Source organism: Geobacillus thermodenitrificans subsp. thermodenitrificans DSM 465, assembly GCF_000496575.1.
In the GTDB taxonomy this organism is placed as follows: domain Bacteria; phylum Bacillota; class Bacilli; order Bacillales; family Anoxybacillaceae; genus Geobacillus; species Geobacillus thermodenitrificans.
This window is the reverse complement of record NZ_AYKT01000006.1, coordinates 227,332-243,852: the sequence shown is the minus strand read 5'-3', so window position 1 is coordinate 243,852 and position 16,521 is coordinate 227,332. Positions and strand designations below refer to the sequence as shown.

General features: G+C 51.5%; 17 protein-coding genes. All 17 read left to right on the top strand.

Annotation, left to right across the window (positions count from 1 at the left end; all coding sequences use genetic code 11):
• Positions 1-10 precede the first annotated feature (10 nt).
• Positions 11-1,174 (top strand): stage III sporulation protein AE, encoded by a 1,164-nt coding sequence (spoIIIAE, locus tag DSM465_RS0107850; RefSeq protein ID WP_008879814.1) that lies wholly within the window; start codon positions 11-13, stop codon positions 1,172-1,174.
• Between the two features lie 10 nt (positions 1,175-1,184).
• The gene (spoIIIAF, locus tag DSM465_RS0107845; protein ID WP_008879813.1) at positions 1,185-1,796 is read left to right on the top strand and encodes a stage III sporulation protein AF; all 612 of its coding nucleotides are present in this window, start codon (positions 1,185-1,187) and stop codon (positions 1,794-1,796) included.
• Between the two features lie 5 nt (positions 1,797-1,801).
• On the top strand, positions 1,802-2,440 hold the full coding sequence (gene spoIIIAG / locus DSM465_RS0107840) for a stage III sporulation protein AG (protein ID WP_008879812.1): 639 nt from the start codon (positions 1,802-1,804) through the stop codon (positions 2,438-2,440).
• A 23-nt stretch (positions 2,441-2,463) separates the two neighbouring features.
• The gene (locus DSM465_RS0107835; protein WP_008879811.1) at positions 2,464-3,024 is read left to right on the top strand and encodes a SpoIIIAH-like family protein; all 561 of its coding nucleotides are present in this window, start codon (positions 2,464-2,466) and stop codon (positions 3,022-3,024) included.
• A 146-nt stretch (positions 3,025-3,170) separates the two neighbouring features.
• Positions 3,171-3,689: an acetyl-CoA carboxylase biotin carboxyl carrier protein gene (gene accB / locus DSM465_RS0107830; RefSeq protein WP_008879810.1), complete on the top strand. Its 519-nt coding sequence runs from the start codon at positions 3,171-3,173 to the stop codon at positions 3,687-3,689.
• Positions 3,690-3,704: 15 nt separating this feature from the next.
• Positions 3,705-5,060: an acetyl-CoA carboxylase biotin carboxylase subunit gene (gene accC / locus DSM465_RS0107825; RefSeq protein ID WP_008879809.1), complete on the top strand. Its 1,356-nt coding sequence runs from the start codon at positions 3,705-3,707 to the stop codon at positions 5,058-5,060.
• Between the two features lie 10 nt (positions 5,061-5,070).
• Positions 5,071-5,475 (top strand): Asp23/Gls24 family envelope stress response protein, encoded by a 405-nt coding sequence (locus DSM465_RS0107820; protein WP_008879808.1) that lies wholly within the window; start codon positions 5,071-5,073, stop codon positions 5,473-5,475.
• Between the two features lie 200 nt (positions 5,476-5,675).
• Positions 5,676-6,068, top strand: coding sequence for a transcription antitermination factor NusB (gene nusB / locus DSM465_RS0107815; RefSeq protein ID WP_008879807.1), 393 nt, complete (start codon positions 5,676-5,678; stop codon positions 6,066-6,068).
• Between the two features lie 90 nt (positions 6,069-6,158).
• Positions 6,159-7,013: a bifunctional methylenetetrahydrofolate dehydrogenase/methenyltetrahydrofolate cyclohydrolase FolD gene (gene folD, locus DSM465_RS0107810; protein WP_011887783.1), complete on the top strand. Its 855-nt coding sequence runs from the start codon at positions 6,159-6,161 to the stop codon at positions 7,011-7,013.
• 11 nt (positions 7,014-7,024) lie between these two features.
• A complete protein-coding gene (gene xseA, locus DSM465_RS0107805; protein WP_008879805.1) occupies positions 7,025-8,371 on the top strand; it encodes an exodeoxyribonuclease VII large subunit in 1,347 nt (448 codons plus the stop codon).
• On the top strand, positions 8,368-8,598 hold the full coding sequence (locus DSM465_RS0107800) for an exodeoxyribonuclease VII small subunit (RefSeq protein ID WP_008879804.1): 231 nt from the start codon (positions 8,368-8,370) through the stop codon (positions 8,596-8,598). The genes xseA and DSM465_RS0107800 overlap by 4 nt, the downstream gene beginning before the upstream one ends.
• Positions 8,599-8,601: 3 nt before the next feature.
• Positions 8,602-9,495 (top strand): polyprenyl synthetase family protein, encoded by an 894-nt coding sequence (locus DSM465_RS0107795; protein ID WP_008879803.1) that lies wholly within the window; start codon positions 8,602-8,604, stop codon positions 9,493-9,495.
• Positions 9,496-9,759: 264 nt separating this feature from the next.
• Positions 9,760-11,652, top strand: a complete 1,893-nt coding sequence (gene dxs, locus DSM465_RS0107790; RefSeq protein WP_011887782.1) for a 1-deoxy-D-xylulose-5-phosphate synthase — start codon at positions 9,760-9,762, stop codon at positions 11,650-11,652.
• A 5-nt stretch (positions 11,653-11,657) separates the two neighbouring features.
• Entirely contained in the window at positions 11,658-12,503 is an 846-nt protein-coding gene (locus DSM465_RS0107785) for a TlyA family RNA methyltransferase (RefSeq protein WP_029761060.1), read from the top strand.
• Positions 12,504-12,586: 83 nt separating this feature from the next.
• Positions 12,587-13,036 (top strand): transcriptional regulator AhrC/ArgR, encoded by a 450-nt coding sequence (gene ahrC, locus DSM465_RS0107780; protein ID WP_008879800.1) that lies wholly within the window; start codon positions 12,587-12,589, stop codon positions 13,034-13,036.
• A 144-nt stretch (positions 13,037-13,180) separates the two neighbouring features.
• Positions 13,181-14,902, top strand: coding sequence for a DNA repair protein RecN (gene recN / locus DSM465_RS0107775; RefSeq protein ID WP_008879799.1), 1,722 nt, complete (start codon positions 13,181-13,183; stop codon positions 14,900-14,902).
• A 227-nt stretch (positions 14,903-15,129) separates the two neighbouring features.
• Positions 15,130-16,425, top strand: a complete 1,296-nt coding sequence (gene spoIVB / locus DSM465_RS0107770) for a SpoIVB peptidase (RefSeq protein WP_011887780.1) — start codon at positions 15,130-15,132, stop codon at positions 16,423-16,425.
• Positions 16,426-16,521: the final 96 nt, after the last annotated feature.

The window sequence follows — 16,521 nt, the reverse complement described above, 5'->3', positions numbered from 1 at the left end:
AGGGAACGAATTGAAACGGACAGCGTTCCTTATGGCCGGACTGCTTTTTCTCTTTTTTTGTCCGCTAGTTGTACAAGCTGAAAGCAACGAGCCGTCTATCAGTGAGCAGCTCGCCCGGCTTGATGTGAGCGATATTCGCCGCTATTGGGAAACGATCGTCAACGAATACGGCGGCTTTTTGCCGGAAAGCGAAAAAGGATCACTTGCCGATTTTTTAAGCGGTGAGCGGCAATGGTCGCCTGCTGAATGGCTGAAAGCGCTCACCCGTTACTTATTTTACGAATTGCAAGTAAACGGGAAGTTGCTCGGCACGCTCATTTTGCTCGCTGTATTCAGCACGGTGCTGCAATCATTGCAAAACGCGTTCGCTCAGCAGGAGGTGAGCAAAATTGCCCAAGCGGTCATCTATATGGTGCTGTTGCTGATTGCTCTAAATAGCTTTCGCCTCGCTGCTGACTATGCACTTGGGGCAGTGCAGACGATGAGCCATTTCATCATCGCTCTCATCCCGCTGCTGCTCGCGCTGCTTGCTTCTTCTGGCGGGGTTGTATCGGCAGCGTTTTTTCACCCGATCATTTTGTTTTTGATGAACACAACAGGGACGGTCGTTGAATATGTCACATTGCCCCTTTTGTTGCTGGCGGCGCTACTTGCTATTGTCAGCACGCTCAGCGACCGGTATAAGGCGACCCAGCTTGCCGATTTGTTGAACAAAGTCGCCCTCGGTTTGCTCGGCATCATTTTAACGGTTTTTCTTGGGGTGATGTCAGTGCGTGGGGCAACAACGGCGGTGGCGGATGGCGTCGCTTTAAGGGCGGCGAAGTTTGTCACCGGCAACTTCATTCCAGTCGTCGGCAAACTGTTTACTGATGCCGCCGATACAGTTGTCGCTGCTTCCATGCTGCTGAAAAACGCTGTTGGGTTAGTTGGGGTAGCGATTTTATTAATGATCGCTCTCTTTCCAGCGGTGAAAATTTTCGCGATTGTCATCGTCTACAAACTATCAGCCGCCTTATTGCAGCCGCTCGGCGGCGGGCCGGTGCTTTCATGCCTCAACATCATCAGCAAAAGCATCGGCTATGTGTTAGCGGCGCTGCTCATCGTATCGCTGATGTTTTTCCTCAGTCTTACGGTTATGGTCATGGCAGGGAACATTACGATGATGGTCCGCTAGGAGGAACGGTATGCAGTTTGTCATTGAATGGGTTACGAACATCATTTTGTTTTTGCTGTTTGCCATCGTCATCGACTTTTTGCTGCCGTCCGGAACGATGCAAAAATATGTCAAAATGGCCATCGGACTCATGCTGTTGCTCGTGATGCTCAGGCCCGTGCTCCAGCTCACCTCGATTGATCCGGAACAGCTAGTCGCTTCGGCAATCGCCCGTTTTTCCGACGGCCAAACGAGCGATGAAACGATAAAAAATCAAATCGAGCAAAAGAAAAAAGAAATACAAGCTTCACAACGCGCATATATTTTAGAACAAATGGCTGTCCAGTTGGAAAACGACGTAAATGAGGAGTTGATGGAAAAGTATGGATTGAAGGCTGATGTCAACATTTACGCTGATGACAAAGAAAGTTGGCGCATGCCGGATGACATCGAGAGGATCGAAGTCGTACTTTCTAAACAACAACCTGCCGGGACGGTGGAGCCGGTCATCATCGATACGACGAAACCACCGGCTTCGCTTGAGGGCGATGCATCGCTGGCCGAAGAGGTGCGCACCTTTCTCGCCGGCAAGTGGGAAGTCGATAAAAATAAAATTGCCGTACAAATTAGGGGGAGGGAATAGGGGGGATGCTCCAGTTTATAAAACGGCTCTTCTCCTCGCCGCCGAAAGAAGGGGACGGGGATGGAGTCCGAAAAAAAATGCCGTTTTCCTATGTTGTGGCCCTGTTGTTGGCCGGCGTTGCGCTTATGGTAGTGAGCCACTTTACGAAAAGTGGGGAAGATGTTCCGGCAACGCCTTCCGCTGAGCAATCAGATGCTCCATCCGAGCCGGCGTTTTTGTCAAGCAAAGAGACGAAAGAGAAAGTGATTGCCGCCTATGAGGAAAGGTATGAAAAAGAATTAAAAGCCGCACTCGAAGCCATTGAAGGAGTGGAGGATGTCACCGTAGTTGTCAACCTTGATTCGACAGAGTTGAAATTATTTGAGAAAAAACGATCGACCCAGAAGCAAACAACGAAGGAAGGCGACAAGGAAGGCGGAAAACGGACGATTGAAAACGAGTCAACCAATGAAGAAGTGATCATTATCCGCAACGGCGAAGAAGAAACGCCGCTTGTTGTCGCCACGAAAAAGCCTGACATTCGTGGCGTGCTTGTCGTCGCTAAAGGAGCGGACAACTTGCAAATTAAAAAATGGATTGTCGAGGCTGTGACGCGAGTGTTAAACGTTCCAAGCTATCGCGTCGCTGTCTTGCCGAAAAAATGACCGGGTAAGGGGAGGAGATCGGCATGTTGAAAAAACAAACCGTGTGGCTGTTGACGATGTTAAGCTTAGTGGTTGTGCTATCGGTCTATTACGTGACGGCACCAAAAGAGATGGGGGACAGCACAGCGTTTACCACCAATGGCAAAGCAGATAAAACAAAAGAACAGCCAAGTGTCTCCATTGAAGAAACGGGGGCGAAAGACAATCCATCAAAAGCTGACAAAACAGACGATGATTTGTTTATGGCGCTGCGCATGAAAATTGAAGATGAACGAAGCCGGCTGCGCGATGAGCTGAACGCCATCGTCGCTTCGGCGAACGCGACGGCGGAAGAGAAAAATGAGGCGTTGGATAAAATTGAACAGCTGCAAGCTCTGTCTGAAAAAGAAGCGACATTGGAGACACTTATTAAATCAAAAGGCGGTTATGAAGATGTGTTCGTGCGCGCTGATGACGACCAAGTGCGCGTGACGATTAAAGCGAAAGAAAGCTCAGCCAAATCGGCCAACGAAGTGATCCATATGGTGAAAAAGGAAATTCCGGACGCCGAATATGTGACCGTTGAGTTCCAGCCGGCGGGATGAACGTGCTGCTCGATATAGGAGCAGCTTCTTTTTTGCACAAAAACCTTTTGTTTGTCCTATGGTTGTGTGTATAATCGTTATGAGCGCGTTTTATTACCTTCTGCTAAGAATGGACTTCTTGACAATGGAAGAAAGGTGTGAGGTCGATGAAAATTCAAGAAATCCGTGAATTGATTCGGTTGGTTGACCAATCTTCGATCGACGAATTTGTATACGAACAAGGTGAAACGAAAGTACATATGAAAAAAGCCGCGACGGCTGTTGCAGCCGAGCCGACGGTAGCCGTACAGGCGACGCCTGCTGCTCCGGTCGTTGTTGAACCGGCTCCGACAGCTCCTCCGGTTCAAACAGCCGCTCCGGAAGCGCCGGCTCCAGAAGCGGAAAAACCAGCTGCTCCGGAAGTCAAGCAAGCGCCAGAGGGCAACTTCCACCAAATTACGTCGCCGATGGTCGGCACGTTTTACGCTGCTCCGGCGCCAGATAAGCCGCCTTATGTGAAGCCGGGCGATAAAGTGAAAAAAGATACGGTTGTTTGCATTATTGAAGCGATGAAGCTGTTTAATGAAATTGAAGCGGAAGTCGACGGCGAAATTGTCGAGGTGCTCGTGCAAAACGGCCAGCTCGTCGAATACGGCCAGCCGTTATTTTTGGTCAAGCCTGAATAAGGGAGAGAACGGAGAATGATCAAAAAAGTGTTAGTGGCAAACCGCGGGGAAATCGCTGTCCGCATCATCCGCGCTTGCCGCGAGCTCGGCATTGAGACGGTCGCCGTGTTTTCGGAAGCTGATCGCGACGCCCTGCATGTGCAGCTCGCGGATGAGGCGTACTGCATCGGACCGACCGCTTCAAAAGACAGTTATTTAAATTTCACGAACATCATGAGCGTCGCCACGCTAACCGGTTGTGACGCCATTCACCCGGGTTACGGATTTTTGGCGGAGAATGAGGCATTTGCCGAGCTGTGCCGTGAGTGCAATGTTACGTTTATCGGTCCGAGTCCGGAAGCGATTACAAAAATGGGCATTAAAGATATCGCTCGCGAGACGATGCGTGAAGCCGGCGTGCCGATCGTGCCCGGATCGCGCGGAGTGATTGAAAGCATTGATGAAGCGCGGGCCATCGCCGCAGAGATCGGCTACCCGGTCATCATTAAAGCGACGGCCGGCGGCGGTGGAAAAGGGATTCGCGTCGCCCGCAACGAAGAGGAGCTCATCAAAGGGATTAACATCACTCAGCAAGAAGCGGCAACTGCATTCGGCAATCCAGGCGTGTATATTGAAAAGTATATTGAAGATTTTCGCCATGTTGAGATTCAAGTGCTGGCCGATTCGTACGGCAATACGATCCATCTCGGCGAGCGCGACTGCACGATTCAGCGCCGGCTGCAAAAGCTTGTTGAAGAAGCTCCATCGCCAGCGCTCGATGATGAGATTCGCCAAAAAATGGGCGAAGCGGCGGTCAAGGCGGCAAAAGCGGTCAATTACACCGGCGCCGGCACGGTTGAATTTATTTTCGACCACCGGAACAACGAGTTTTATTTCATGGAGATGAATACGCGCATTCAAGTCGAGCATCCAGTCACCGAGTTGATCACTGGCGTCGATTTAGTGAAAGAGCAAATCCGCATCGCATCCGGTGAAAAGCTGTCCCTCACCCAAGAGGACGTCGTCTTTAACGGTTGGGCGATTGAATGCCGCATCAACGCGGAAAATCCGGCGAAAAACTTCATGCCGTCGCCGGGGAAAATCGCCATGTACTTGCCGCCAGGTGGGCCGGGTGTGCGCGTCGATTCCGCTGCTTATCCAGGTTATGCGATTCCGCCGTATTACGACTCGATGATCGCTAAATTGATCGTCCATGCACCGACGCGCGAGGAAGCGATCGCCCGCATGAGACGAGCGCTTGGCGAGTTTATCATCGAAGGCATTCATACGACGATTCCGTTCCACATAAAATTAATGGAGCATGAGAAATTTCAAAGCGGCGAGTTTAATACAAAGTTTTTGGAGTTATATGATATTATGAAGGCGGAATAGGAGGTGCCTTATGTCTGAACATGTGTTTGAACCCAGTCAGGAGTATGCTGGGCTTGGCAAAGTGGAAATCGCACCGGAGGTCATTGAAGTGATCGCCGGCATCGCGGCGAGCGAAGTTGACGGCATCGCGCAAATGCGCGGCAATTTCGCCGCCGGCGTCGCGGAACGGTTCGGCAAAAAATATCATGGCAAAGGTGTGAAAGTCGACTTGCGCGACGACGGCGTCGTGATCGATCTGTACTGTCTTGTTCAATTCGGCGCATCGATTCCAAACGTGGCGAAAAAAGTGCAAGAAAATGTGCGCCAAGCGCTTTGGAACATGACTGGCTTGGAAACGAGCGAAGTAAACGTCCACATTGTCGGCATCCAGTTTGAGACCGGAAAGCCGGAGCAAGATGCGGTCGAACAACGGTAACGCAACAAAAGGCAGCTGCTTTCGAAGCAGCCGCCTTTTGTTTTTTTCGCCAAAGTTTGTTATTGTAATGAACGGGGCCGTTAGCACGGCTAGCGGTAGCAAACCGGTATCGCTAATGATTTGTGGGAAAGGGCTGGCTTTTTCCGAAAAATATGATATGATTTCAATATAAATGTTCGTGTTTAGGGAGGAGGAAGGTAATGAAGCGGCATGAAGCACGCGAAAAGGCGTTACAGGCGCTATTCCAAATCGATGTTGGTCACATTCCTCCTGATGAGGCGATCGGCAATGTGACAGGAAGCGGCGAAGTGGATCCGTTTTTGCGCCAGCTCGTATTCGGTGTTATTGAGCACCGGGCGGAAATTGACGAGCTGTTGCGCTCGAATTTGGAAAAATGGAAGCTCGAGCGGGTCGCCAATGTTGACCGGGTTATTTTACGAATGGCGACGTATGAAATGAAATATGTCGATGACGTGCCAGTGAGTGTCAGCCTCGATGAGGCGGTTGAACTAGCGAAAAAATTTGGCGATTGGAAATCCGGAAGCTTTGTCAACGGCGTGCTTTCAAAAGTGAAAGCGGCGTTGCAAAAGTAACAACCGCAAGCAGCAAACGAAGTTTCGATTTACCTAGGTGTAGGCGGACTCATATTGACCAATGAATGAGGAGAGGGGAAGCGAGACACAATGACAGCACAAATCATTAGCGGAACGGAATTGGCAAAAACGATTCGCGCCGAATTGGCGGATGAAGTAGCAAAGTTAAAGGCAAACGGCATCGAACCGGGACTGGCCGTCATTCTTGTTGGCGACGACCCCGCATCGCATTCCTATGTGAAAGGAAAACAAAAAGCGTGTGCCGAAGTCGGCATTCGTTCACTCCTTTACACATTTCCGGCCACGATCAGCGAAGAAGAGTTGCTCGCCAAAATTCAAGAGCTGAACGCTGATCCGACAGTGCACGGCATTTTAGTGCAGCTGCCGCTACCTGCTCATATTCGCGAGTGGTCGGTGATTGAAACAATCGCTCCGGAAAAAGATGTCGACGGGTTTCATCCGATTAATGTTGGAAAAATGATGATCGGCCAGCCGGCGTTTCTTCCGTGCACCCCGCACGGCGTACTGGTGATGGTCAAATCGGCCGGCATCGACATCGCCGGAAAGCATGTTGTCGTCGTCGGACGCAGCAATATCGTCGGCAAGCCGGTCGGCCAGCTGTTTTTGCGTGAACATGCGACCGTCACCTACGCTCACTCGAAAACACCGGATTTGGCCGCCATCACCCGCCAGGCTGACATTTTAATCGTTGCTGTCGGCAAGGCACGCCTTATCGGCCCGGAACATGTGAAGCCGGGAGCGGTCGTCATTGACGTCGGCGTCAACCGACTGGAGAGCGGCAAATTGTGCGGTGATGTCGATTTCGACGCCGTCAAAGAAGTGGCCAGCTATGTGACGCCGGTGCCGGGAGGGGTCGGGCCGATGACGATTACGATGCTGTTGCACAATACGATGGAAGCAGCACGGCAGCTCGCTGCGAAGTGAGGGCGTTTTTTGTGGAAGTAAAATACGTGACCGTCGGAGCGCTGACAAAATACATCAAGCGCAAATTCGACGTTGATCCCCATTTGCGCGATTTATGGATAAAAGGTGAGATTTCAAACTTTAAACAGCATTCGCGCGGCCATATGTACTTTACATTAAAAGATAGCGAGGCGCGCATCGCCGCGGTCATGTTCGCCGGCTACAATCAGCATTTGCCGTTCCGCCCCGAAGACGGAATGAACGTGCTCGTACGCGGGGAAATTTCCGTCTATGAACCGAACGGCAACTATCAACTATATGTGAAAGAAATGCAGCCGGAAGGCATCGGCCGCCTATATTTAGCGTACGAACAGCTGAAACAGCGGCTTGAAGCGGAAGGGCTGTTTTCGTCGGCTCATAAAAAGCCGCTGCCAGCGTTTCCGCGCTGTGTCGGCGTCGTCACGTCACCGACCGGGGCGGCGGTGCGGGATATTATGACGACGATTCGTCGTCGCTATCCGCTCGCGAAAGTCATTTTATTTCCAGCGCTCGTGCAAGGGGAAGGGGCAGCGCCGTCGATCGTGCGCGCTATCGAGCGGGCGAATGATTTTAGCGAGGTTGACGTGCTTATCGTCGGTCGCGGGGGCGGCTCGATTGAAGAGCTGTGGGCGTTTAACGAAGAAATCGTCGCCCGCGCCATTTTCGCTTCCCGCGTGCCGGTCATTTCCGCCGTCGGCCACGAGACGGATTTTACCATCGCCGATTTTGTCGCGGATTTGCGGGCGCCAACGCCGACGGCGGCGGCTGAGCTGGCAGTGCCGCACATCGGGGAGTTGGCTGAGCGGATCGCCGAGCGGAAATGGCGGCTCATCCGTGCCATGAAAGAGCGGCTGGCGGCCAACCAGGAGCGGCTCGCTCGACTACAGGCGTCGTACGCATTCCGCTATCCGAAGCGTCTTTATGAACAAAAAGAGCAGCAGCTCGACGCGTTGCTCGAACGACTCGCCCGCCAACGCGAACGGCTGGTGGATAAAAAACGCCAGCGGCTGCGAGAATTGCACCTGAGACTGTGGCGCCATCACCCGGAGGCGGAGCTTGAGCGGATGAAAGAGCGGCAAAAAGCGACCGCCGTCGCGCTTGAAAAAGCGATGCGCACCGCCTTGGAGCGCCATGCGTTCCGCTTTCGTTCCCATGTCGCTCGGCTGGAAGCGCTCAGCCCGCTCCGCATCATGGAACGCGGCTATAGTTTGGTGTACAATGAGCGGCACGAGCTTGTGAAACGGATCGGTCAACTCCAGGTCGGTGAGCGCCTGTCCATCCGGGTTCAAGACGGACAAGTCGATTGCCAAGTGATGGGAGTGGAGGAAAAAACGACATGAGCGAAGAAAAAGAAATGACGTTTGAAGAAGCAATGAAACAGCTGGAATCGATCGTTGAAAAATTGGAAGAGGGAAACGTGCCGCTTGAAGATGCCATTGCCTTTTTTCAAGAAGGCATGAAACTGTCGAAACTTTGCCATGATAAATTGCAGCACGTTGAAAAACAGCTCGAGTATATGTTGCGCGAAGACGGCGAGCTCGTTCCTTTTTCGCCAGAGGAGGCATGACAGGTGGCGTCGCTTGAGATTGAACAATTTTTAAACGAGCAAAAACAGGCTGTTGAGGCGGCATTGTCTCGCTACATTGCTCAGCTTCATGGTCCGGAGACGCTGAAAAAAGCGATGGCTTACTCGCTTGAAGCCGGCGGCAAGCGCATTCGCCCGCTCTTGTTGTTGTCAACGATTCAAGCGCTCGGCCAAAATCCGTCGCTCGGCCTGCCGGTGGCTTGCGCGATTGAAATGATCCATACGTATTCGCTTATCCATGACGATTTGCCGAGCATGGACAATGACGATTTACGGCGCGGCAAGCCGACAAACCATAAAGTGTTTGGTGAGGCGATGGCCATTTTGGCGGGAGATGGGCTGTTGACGTACGCGTTTCAATTGATCGCCGAGATCCATGATGAACGTGTGCCTGTTGATGTCCGGCTGCAGTTGATCGCAGAGCTGGCGAAAGCGGCTGGCCCGGAAGGGATGGTGGCCGGGCAAGTCGCTGATATGGAAGGAGAAGGAAAAACACTGGCGCTCGCCGAACTGGAATACATCCACCGTCACAAAACCGGAAAAATGCTGCAATATAGTGTGCATGCCGGGGCGCTACTCGGTGGCGCCGATGCCCGGCAAATGCGCGAGCTTAACGAATTTGCCGCTCATTTAGGTCTCGCCTTTCAAATTCGTGACGATATTCTTGACATTGAAGGAACGGAAGAGAAAATTGGAAAACGGGTCGGCAGCGACCGTGAAAATCATAAGGCCACCTACCCGGCGCTGCTGTCGCTTGCCGGTGCAAAAGAAAAACTGGCGTTTCATATTGATGCGGCGAAGCGTCATTTACAGCAAGCTGATGTTGATGGTGCCACGCTCGCCTATATTTGCGAACTTGTCGCTGTCCGCGACCACTAATCATGAGACAGCCGCCTTCGCTCCGCGTTTGTTTTGATTCGGAACCGAAGGCGGCTGTTTTTTGTTCTCCGTTCGACAAGTAGGTGCCACAACTCCCCGCCCGATTCTTTCTGCATTTCTTTTGTGCTATACTCACAGAACGGACGGCATGGCCTTGCTTCATCGGCAAAAGTCGATTTTTCGTGCCGAATCATGTATAATAATACTACCTGTATCATGGGAGAACCGGCTCGGAGAACGACCAAATGAAAGCGAGTGATCTTGTTGGACTTAACGAAAATTGAACATCCGCGCGTGGTAAAAACCATGTCGATTCCCCAGCTGAAACAGTTAAGCGCCGATATCCGGCGATTTTTAATTGAAAAGCTGTCGAAAACAGGCGGACATATCGGTCCAAATTTAGGGGTCGTCGAGCTGACGATCGCCCTTCATCGGGAGTTTGACAGCCCGAAAGATAAGCTCATTTGGGACGTCGGCCATCAGTCGTACGTGCATAAAATTTTGACCGGGCGCGCCGCCGAGTTTGATACGCTTCGGCAATATAAAGGGCTGTCGGGGTTTCCGAAGCGGAGTGAAAGCGAGCATGATGTCTGGGAAACCGGTCATAGCTCGACATCGCTGTCGGCAGCGATGGGAATGGCGATCGCCCGCGATTTGAAAGGGACGGATGAATACATTGTGCCGATTATCGGCGATGGAGCGTTGACCGGTGGGATGGCGCTTGAGGCGCTCAACCATATCGGTCATGAAAAAACGGATATGATCGTGATCTTAAACGATAATGAAATGTCCATCGCCCCGAACGTCGGAGCGTTGCACAACATTCTTGGCCGACTGCGCACCGCCGGCAAATACCAATGGGTCAAGGACGAGCTCGAACTGTTGCTCAAACGCATTCCGGCGGTCGGCGGCAAGTTGGCGGCGACCGCTGAGCGGTTGAAGGACAGTTTAAAGTACTTGCTCGTTTCCGGCGTGTTTTTTGAGGAGCTTGGGTTTACGTATTTAGGTCCGGTTGACGGCCACGATTTTGAGGATTTGCTTGAAAACTTGCGCTATGCGAAGAAGGTGAAAGGCCCGGTTCTTGTGCACGTGATCACGAAAAAAGGGAAAGGCTACAGCCCGGCAGAAAATGACAAAGTCGGCACGTGGCACGGCACAGGGCCATACAAAATCGAAACTGGTACCTTTGTCAAGACAAAAGAAGGGGGACCGTCATGGAGCGGGCTGGTCAGTGAAACAGTACGCCGGATTGCCCGCACTGACCCGCGCATTGTCGCCATTACACCGGCGATGCCGGTTGGTTCGAAGCTTGAAGGGTTTGCGAGCGAATTTCCGGATCGGATGTTTGATGTTGGCATCGCCGAACAGCATGCGACGACGCTTGCGGCCGGACTGGCAACGCAAGGGATGAAACCGTTTTTGGCCATTTACTCGACGTTTTTGCAGCGGGCATATGATCAAGTGGTTCATGACGTATGCCGGCAAAATTTAAACGTCTTTTTCGCCATTGACCGCGCCGGACTTGTCGGTGCTGACGGCGAAACACATCAAGGGGTGTTTGACATCGCCTTTTTGCGCCATGTGCCGAACCTTGTTTTGATGATGCCAAAGGATGAAAACGAAGGCCAGCATATGGTGTACACTGCCCTCCGCTATGATGACGGGCCGATCGCCATGCGTTTTCCGCGCGGTAACGGACTTGGCGTTCCGCTTGATGAGGAACTGAAAGAAATTCCGATCGGCACATGGGAGGTGCTGCGCGACGGCAGCGATGCGGTGATTTTAACGTTTGGGACGACGATTTCGATGGCGCTTGAGGCGGCTGAACAGTTGGCGAGAGACGGCGTGTCGGTGAAAGTCGTCAATGCCCGCTTTCTGAAGCCGATGGATGAAGCGATGCTTCACGAATTGCTCGAGAGCCGTCTGCCGATATTAACGATTGAAGAGGCGGTCTTGCAAGGCGGTTTTGGCAGTTCCGTGCTTGAATTTGCCCATGACCATGGCTACCACCAGGCGGTCATTGAACGGATGGGCATTCCTGATCGCTTTATCGAGCATGGAAGTGTCAGCGAGCTGCTGGACGAAATCGGGCTGACGGCAGCCCATGTCGCTGATCGCATCAAAACGATTATGCCAAGAAAACAGAAAAGGGCTTGAGAAAGATGAAAGGAAAGAAAGAACGGCTCGATGTGTTGCTTGTTGAACGCGGGTTGGCAGAAACGCGGGAAAAGGCGAAGCGGGCCATCATGGCCGGGCTTGTCTATTCAAACGATGTCCGGCTCGAGAAACCCGGAGAAAAAGTGCCGGCTGACATCCCGCTTGAGGTGAAAGGCAATCCGCTTCCATATGTCAGCCGCGGCGGCTTAAAATTGGAAAAAGCGTTGCGTGAGTTTCAGATCAGCGTTGAAAATAAAATTGTGCTTGATATCGGCGCGTCGACTGGCGGATTTACTGATTGTGCTTTACAACACGGAGCGAAGTTATCGTACGCCGTTGACGTCGGCTATAACCAGCTCGCGTGGAAGCTTCGTCAGGACGAGCGCGTCGTTGTCATGGAGCGAACGAACTTCCGTTACGTGACGCCAGATTTGTTTACAAAAGGGATGCCGGAAGTAGCGGTTATTGACGTATCATTCATTTCGCTTCGACTCATTTTGCCTGTCGTTAAGACGGTTATTGTGCCGGGCGGTGATGTGATCGCCCTCGTCAAGCCGCAGTTTGAAGCCGGCAAGGAAAACGTCGGTAAAAAAGGGATCGTCCGCGATCCGGATGTTCATCGGGAAGTGCTTGAGTCGATCGTTCAATTTGCCTGTGCCGAAGGGTTCGATATCCTCCATTTGTCTTATTCGCCAATCACCGGCGGCGACGGCAACATTGAGTTTTTGCTTCATGTCGTCTATTCTGGTGGAGAGAAAGGCGAAAATCGTCTTTCGGCGCCGATCGCCCATATCGTGAACGAGGCGCACGATCGCTTGCGGACCGGACAACGAGAATCAGATGCTAAATAAGCGTCTTCTGTGAAAAAGGTGGGCCCCTGCAGGGCGGAACGGGCAGAAAACCTGCATCTTTGAACATAAGGAGGTGGCTCGATTTGAACAAAGGGCAACGGCACATAAAAATTCGCGAAATTATTATGAACAGCGACATCGAAACGCAAGACGAGCTCGTCGACCGGCTGAAAGAAGCGGGCTTTAACGTTACTCAAGCGACCGTATCGCGCGATATTAAAGAGATGCAGCTCGTCAAAGTGCCGATGGCTAACGGCCGCTATAAATACAGCCTTCCGTCCGATCAGCGCTTCAATCCGTTGCAGAAGCTGAAACGGGCGCTTGTCGACGTGTTCATTAAGCTAGATGGAACCGGCAACTTGCTCGTGTTGCGGACGTTGCCGGGCAACGCTCACGCCATCGGTGTCTTGCTCGACAATTTGGATTGGGGTGAAATCGTCGGCACGATTTGCGGTGACGATACGTGCCTCATTATTTGCCGGACGCCGAAAGATGCAAAAAAAGTGTCCAACCAGCTGCTGTCAATGCTCTGACCGAGGACCGGCCCGACGTTCCCCCCCCGTGCTAGGGAGAAGGAAAACGGGAACGGTCCTCAATTATGAACGTGAACGCATGTTCGATAACAAGAATGAAGATGGACAACATACGCGCCATTCGAACGTTCAAGGGGTGATGGGATGCTCGCCGAGCTGTCGATTAAAAATTTCGCGATCATTGAATCGCTATCTTTGTCCTTTGACAAAGGACTGACAGTGTTAACCGGCGAAACAGGGGCTGGTAAATCGATCATCATTGATGCGATTCATCTATTGATCGGCGGGCGCGGTTCCGCCGAATTTGTCCGTTTCGGCGCGGAAAAGGCAGAAATCGAAGGGCTGTTTTTGCTTGATGATGACCGCCACCCATGTTGCCAAAAGTGCGCTGAGGTCGGCATCGATGTGAGCGAAGGAATGGTCGTTTTGCGCCGCGACATTTTGGCTAACGGCAAAAGCGTCTGCCGCATTAACGGCAAGCTGGTGACAACCGCCATATTGCGGGAAGTTGGAGCGACGCTTGTCGATATTCACGGTCAGCATGAACATCAAGAGCTGATGGATCCATCGCGTCATTTACCGCTTCTTGATGAATTCGGCGGTGCGGAGATGGCGGAGGCGCTCGCACGCTACCGCGCTGTCTATGAACAGCATGAAGCGTTGGTGAAAAAATTAAAAAAGCTGAGTGAAAATGAACAGCAAATGGCGCATCGACTTGATTTATTGACATTTCAGCTGCGCGAAATCGAACAGGCCACACTCGAGCTCGGAGAAGACGAACGGCTGATGGAAGAAAAAGTGCGCATTGTCAACTTTCAAAAGATATACAGTGCCATCCAAAAAAGCTATGAAGCGCTCTCCGGTGAAGGACGCGGCCTTGATTCGATCGGGGAAGCGATGGGCCACCTCGATGATGTCGCCGCGATGGATGCTGCGCTGAAGGAGGCGTACGAAACAGTTGCCAACAGCTACTATTTGCTTGAAGAAGTGATGTACAAGCTGCGCGACCAGCTCGAGGAGCTTGAGTATGACCCGGCGCGGCTTGACGCCATCGAAAGCCGCCTCGCTGAAATCCAGCAGTTAAAACGAAAATACGGCGCAACGATCGCTGATATTTTGCAATATGCTGAGGCGATTGCTGAGGAAATCGAGACGATTGAAAACCGTGAGACCCATGTGCATGAACTTGAGCGGCAGCTCGCAGCAGTGACAAGCGATTTGCTGATGGAGGCGGAAAACGTGACCAACGTTCGCCGCACTTACGCCCGGGAGCTGATTGAACGCATTCACCAAGAGTTAAAAGATTTGTACATGGAGAAGACGCAGTTTGACATCATCTTTGCGAAACGTGAAGGACCACTCGATGCTCCATTGGTTGATGGCGTGCCGGTTAAGTTTCACGAAGATGGCATCGACGTCGTTGAGTTTTACATTTCGACGAACGTCGGCGAGCCGTTGAAACCGCTCGCTAAAGTTGCTTCGGGCGGTGAATTGTCACGGATTATGTTAGCGTTGAAAACGATTTTTTCCAAACATCAAGGGGTGACGTCGATTATTTTCGACGAGGTGGATACAGGCGTCAGCGGTCGTGTTGCCCAAGCGATCGCCGAAAAAATTTACCGCATTGCCAGCGGTTCACAAGTGCTTTGCATTTCTCACCTGCCGCAAGTGGCTGCCATGGCGGACACGCATTTATTCATCGCCAAAGAAACGGACGGAACGCGGACGAAAACAGTGGTGAAAAAGTTGGATGAGGAGGAGAAGGTGAAAGAAATCGGGCGAATGATTTCCGGCGTCGAAATGACGGAGTTGACAAAACAGCATGCCAAAGAACTGTTAGAACTGGCGGCCAAAATGAAACAATAACATTTACTTCCAGACCGTGTACGGTTGCTTGATTTGTGCTGAGTCTTTCCCTCACCAAGCCGTCTGATTTGACGGCAGGCGTTTGATGTGCTGCTGGGGATGTAATGCTATCCATCCTAGGCAGCTTTTTTTATTCGTGCCGCGATTATATTTTCCCCTGTTCAGGCAAAATTAAAACTGTAACCGTTTTTGTATGGTGTAGGCGGGAGCGAGGAGAGTGAACGACATTGAATAGAGAAACGGCGCGAAAAATGATAGGAGTGCTTCTCCTTGGGATATTGATGGTCATCGGTTTTTCCAAGCCAATGAAAGAATATTGGCAAATTCCGAAACAGCTTGTGCTGTTTGAAGGAGACGCGGTCAAGTTTGAAGCCGCCTCTCTTCCGGTGCAAGCAACCGCCAATGACCGAAACGCTCCCGAAACGCTCGAAGTTGAGCGAAAAAACGGTTCGTTGTCTGTAAAAGCGAAACAAAGCGGACAGGAAACAATGGTTTTGCAAGTTGCAGGGATGCCGGTTAAGCAAGTGGATGTCAACGTGTTGCCAACGCTGAAAGTCGTTCCCGGCGGGCAATCGATCGGTGTGAAACTCAATACGGTCGGTGTTCTTGTCGTTGGTTACCATCTCGTGGAAACCGAAAACGGAAAAAAATCGCCGGGGGAAGCGGCTGGTATTCAAGTTGGCGATATCATTACCGGCATTAATGGTAAAAAAATTGAAAACATGAGTGACCTCTCCCCTTTCATTGAGGAAGCTGGCAAAACAGGAAAACCGCTTCATCTGCAAATTCTGCGCGACCAGCATTCCATGACAACGAAGCTCGTTCCACTGAAAGATAAGCATGACGACGTGTACCGCATCGGTTTATACATCCGCGATTCTGCCGCTGGCATCGGGACGATGACATTTTATGACCCGAAATCGAAAAAATATGGCGCACTCGGCCATGTCATTTCCGATATGGATACGAAAAAACCGATTGTTGTCCAAGACGGACAAATTATGCGCTCGACCGTTACGTCTATTGAAAAGGGGACGAGCGGCAATCCAGGGGAAAAATTAGCTCGCTTCTCCGATGGCGGGGAAGTCATTGGTACCATTACGAATAACAGTCCGTTTGGCATTTTTGGCAAACTGACAAAATCGTTGCCAGATGGCCCGATTACGAATCCGATTCCGGTCGCATTGGCGAGTCAGGTGAAAGAAGGGCCGGCGAAAATGTTGACGGTGGTGGAGAATGACAAAGTCGAACAATTTGATGTGGAAATTGTTAACACCATTCCGCAAAAATTCCCGGCGACAAAAGGGCTTGTCATTCGCGTCACCGACCCGCGGCTGTTGAAGAAAACGGGCGGTATCGTCCAAGGGATGAGCGGCAGTCCAATTATTCAAGATGGAAAGCTCGTTGGTGCAGTGACGCATGTTTTTGTCAACGATCCGACATCGGGCTATGGTGTCCATATCGAATGGATGTTGCAGGAAGCAGGAATCGATTTATATGGCAAACAAAGAAAAGCGAGCTGACCGAGTCGGCTCGCTTTTTTGGTCGTTGCAAAATTTTTTTCAAAAAAGGCGGCAAAATTTTTGCTGATTTGGCATAGATATTTGGTGAAACATCCG